Below are 3,304 nucleotides of genomic sequence, written 5' to 3' on the forward strand. Positions count from 1 at the left end.
GGGCTTGACCCCACCGTGCGCCTCACCCGCGTAGGCCACCACGTCCAACGTCGACATGACCAGACCGGCACCGTTACCGATGATGCCGACCTCACCGTCGAGCTTGACGTAGTTCAGACCCTTCGCCTTGGCCTTGACCTCGAGGGGGTCGCCCTCGGCGGCGGAGGCGAGGCTCTCCAGGTCCTGGCGGAACTCGGCGTTCTCGTCCAGCGTCACCTTGCCGTCCAGGGCGACCACGCGGCCGTCCTCGGTGAGGATGAGCGGGTTGACCTCGACCAGCGTGGCGTCCTTGCCGACGAAGACGTCCCACAGCTTGGTGATGATCTCGGCGGCGCCCTGGGCCGCGGCCTCGGGGAGCTTGCCCTTGGCCACGATCTCGGCGGCGACGTCGGCCGGGGCGCCCTTCAGGGCGTCGATCTCGATCTTGGCGACGGCCTCGGGGTTGGTGTGGGCGACCTCCTCGATCTCCATGCCGCCCTCCTTGGAGCAGATGGAGAGGAAGGTGCGGTTCGCCCGGTCGAGCAGGAAGGAGAAGTAGTACTCCTCCGCGATCGCGCTGGCCTCCTCGACCAGGACGCGGTGGACCGTGTGGCCCTTGATGTCCATGCCCAGGATCTGCTCGGCCTTGGCCTGGGCGTCCTCGGGGCCGTCGGCAACCTTGACACCGCCGGCCTTGCCGCGACCGCCCGTCTTGACCTGCGCCTTGACGACAACGCGGGGCTTACCCGCGGCCGCGAATTCTTCGGCGATGGCACGAGCCTCTTCGGCTGTGCTCGCCACCTTTCCCTGGGGTACCGGGACCCCATACTCCGCGAAGAGTTCCTTCGCCTGGTATTCGAACAGGTCCACGAGGGTCCGTCCTTGTAACTCGCTGGCAGCAGATTTCGGCGGAGGCCGCGTCACTCAGCGCGGAACCTTGTCAGGGCCGGCCGCGTTGGAAGATACGTCGAAGAAGCCATCCGCACCATGCGGAAGCTTAGCCCTCTCGGGTCTTGACAGATGACACTGGGGCAGCGTGACCAGTCACTCCAGCCCGGAAACCCACGGATTCCCGCCAGCGGCCCGACATATGCACTGAGAATTCGTGTGAAGCATCACATCCGGTTTCACACCAGGTGGCCGAACTCCTCCCAGCCCAGTTTCGCGATGAGCCCCACCACGACCACGAGCAGGACGATCCGCACGAAGCCGGCACCACGTCTGAGCGCCATACGCGCCCCGATCTGCGCGCCGATGATATTGCACACAGCCAGGCCCAGTCCGAGCAGCCACAGGATGTGCCCGTTCAGGGCGAACACCACGAGGGCTCCGAGGTTGGTCGCGGTGTTCACGATCTTCGCCGAGGCCGACGCCGAGACGAAGTCCAGGCCCGTGATGGTCGTCAACGCGATGATGAGGAACGTTCCGGTCCCGGGCCCGATGAGCCCGTCGTAGAAACCGATGCCGACCCCGGTGACGAGGACCGCCGCGACCATCCGGCGCGTGGACGGCAACGTGGGGTCCGCCGCCACCCCCAGCGTGGGCCTGAACAGGACGACGGCCGCCACCACGAGCAGTACGACCATGATGATCGGCCGCAGCGCGTCGGAGGAGACCATCCCGGCCAGCGCCGCCCCCGAGCCCGCCCCCAACAGCGCCAGCCCAGCGGCCGGACCCACGACGCGGCGCTCCAGCTTCAGTCCCCGCGAATAGGTCACGGCCGCCGACGCCGTGCCGAACACGGCGGCCAGCTTGTTCGTTCCCAGCAGGTTCGCGACCGGGGCGTGGGGAAACGCCACCAGCAGGGCGGGCAGCAGGAGGAGCCCTCCGCCCCCGACGACCGCGTCGACCCAGCCCGCAGCGGCGGCCGCGGTCAGCAGGACGGCGATGATCTCCGGCTCCATCATCCCCACCCGGGAAAAGCACAGAGAAGGACAAAAGATCCCGAATAGGGAAGAACGTCAAGAGTCACAAGAAGTGGAGTGTAACGAGCAGCCTGGAGACGGACTCGCGCCAGGTCCCCTGGAAACACGGGAGGCCGGACCCTGAGGGTCCGGCCTCGACCGAGAAGATGTCCGGCGGCGACCTACTCTCCCACCCCAACATGGAGGCAGTACCATCGGCGCTGGGAGGCTTAACGACCGGGTTCGGAATGGGACCGGGTGTTTCCCTCCCGCCATGACCGCCGTAACCTTGAGCCCGCGACGAGTGGATCCGGGAGGATCCCCGCCGGGGAAGCGTCATGTGCAAGAATAACTATAGCGCAGCCGCGCGGTGCCCGTGACCATCGCTCCGGCCACGAGGCGCTCCAGGTTCAGGCCGCCAGTCCCCCGCCGATGTTCATGCGCACCCAGTCGGTGATCTCCGAGGTGGTCGCGCCGGGCGTGAACACCTTCGCGACACCGAGCCGCTCCAGCTCCGGGATGTCGTCCTCGGGGATGATGCCCCCGCCGAACACCGTGATGTCGGTGGCGTCGTTCTCCTTCAACAGCTCCAGGACCCTGGCGAACAACGTCATGTGCGCGCCGGAGAGGATCGACAGCCCGATGGCGTCGGCGTCCTCCTGAAGGGCCGCGCTCACGATCATCTCCGGGGTCTGGCGCAGCCCGGTGTAGATGACCTCGACCCCCGCGTCCCGCAGCGCCCGGGCCACGACCTTGACGCCCCGATCGTGCCCGTCGAGCCCCGGCTTCGCGACGACGACCCGAATCGCTGATGACGCTCCCATTGGCCGACCTCTCGTCCAGCATCTCCCTCCTCGTTCCTCGTGAGAGCGCGGAGAGAGCCGATCAGTGAACTCCTATGCACACCGCAGCGTAACCCAGATCACGCTGGGGCTAGAGAAGCAGGGGCTGGGTATTGGTCGGGACATGACAGACGACCATGCCGAACTGGAACGACTTCCCACCGAGGAACTCCGCCGACGCGCCGTCTCCCTTGCCCAACGTCGCTGGGACGCCGGTTTCTTCTGGGAGCTGATCCGCACGATCCCCGCGGCGGAGGTCGCCGCGGGGCGCCCTCAGGCGGGCGAGGCCGGCGTGGCCCATGCTTCGACGCTCTTCTCCCAGATCGTCGCCGAACGCGAGGGCGACCGCGGCCTCCAGGAAGCGCTACGCCCGCTCTACCTCGACTACCTCATCCGCCACGAGGAGTCCTCCTGATCCTGGCGGCGAGACGCCTCTGGTTCCCGTCGTTGGAGCCTGCCACGTTGCCGGCGCTGTTTCGGCCCCCACTCCAGAGGCAGGAACCCCGCTCTATAGTCACCGGCCAGGAAACCATGCCCGCCCCCTCTCCTCGAAACAACCCGACCCACCCTCAAACAGAA

Annotated in this window: 4 protein-coding genes and 1 rRNA gene; 1 reads left to right on the forward strand and 4 read right to left on the reverse strand. The window is 67.3% G+C overall.

Features of this window, described 5'->3' with window-relative positions:
* The 4 genes from ACYVHU_RS26610 to icmB form a co-directional block, all read right to left on the reverse strand.
* Positions 1-849, reverse strand: an 849-nt coding sequence (locus ACYVHU_RS26610) for an ATP-grasp domain-containing protein (RefSeq protein WP_498949914.1), incomplete at its 3' end; no start/stop codon positions are given.
* Positions 850-1,106: 257 nt separating this feature from the next.
* Positions 1,107-1,883, reverse strand: coding sequence for a sulfite exporter TauE/SafE family protein (locus ACYVHU_RS26615; protein ID WP_078764247.1), 777 nt, complete (start codon positions 1,881-1,883; stop codon positions 1,107-1,109).
* 169 nt (positions 1,884-2,052) lie between these two features.
* A 5S ribosomal RNA gene (rrf, locus tag ACYVHU_RS26620) occupies positions 2,053-2,169 on the reverse strand.
* Positions 2,170-2,293: 124 nt separating this feature from the next.
* Positions 2,294-2,707, reverse strand: a complete 414-nt coding sequence (gene icmB / locus ACYVHU_RS26625; RefSeq protein ID WP_078764248.1) for a coenzyme B12-dependent isobutyryl CoA mutase small subunit — start codon at positions 2,705-2,707, stop codon at positions 2,294-2,296.
* A gap of 142 nt (positions 2,708-2,849) precedes the next feature.
* Between icmB and ACYVHU_RS26630 the strand changes: the two genes are divergently transcribed.
* Complete coding sequence (locus ACYVHU_RS26630; RefSeq protein WP_078764249.1) at positions 2,850-3,140, forward strand: hypothetical protein; 291 nt, start codon at positions 2,850-2,852, stop codon at positions 3,138-3,140.
* Positions 3,141-3,304 lie beyond the last annotated feature (164 nt).

The sequence above is a fragment of the Marinactinospora endophytica genome (assembly GCF_054780875.1).

Bases quoted from the DNA above. Each gene is read 5' to 3' on its own strand.
- icmB (WP_078764248.1), bottom strand. From the start codon at position 2,707: ATGGGAGCGTCATCAGCGATTCGGGTCGTCGTCGCGAAGCCGGGGCTC.
- ACYVHU_RS26630 (WP_078764249.1), top strand. From the start codon at position 2,850: ATGACAGACGACCATGCCGAACTGGAACGACTTCCCACCGAGGAACTC.
- ACYVHU_RS26615 (WP_078764247.1), bottom strand. From the start codon at position 1,883: ATGGAGCCGGAGATCATCGCCGTCCTGCTGACCGCGGCCGCCGCTGCG.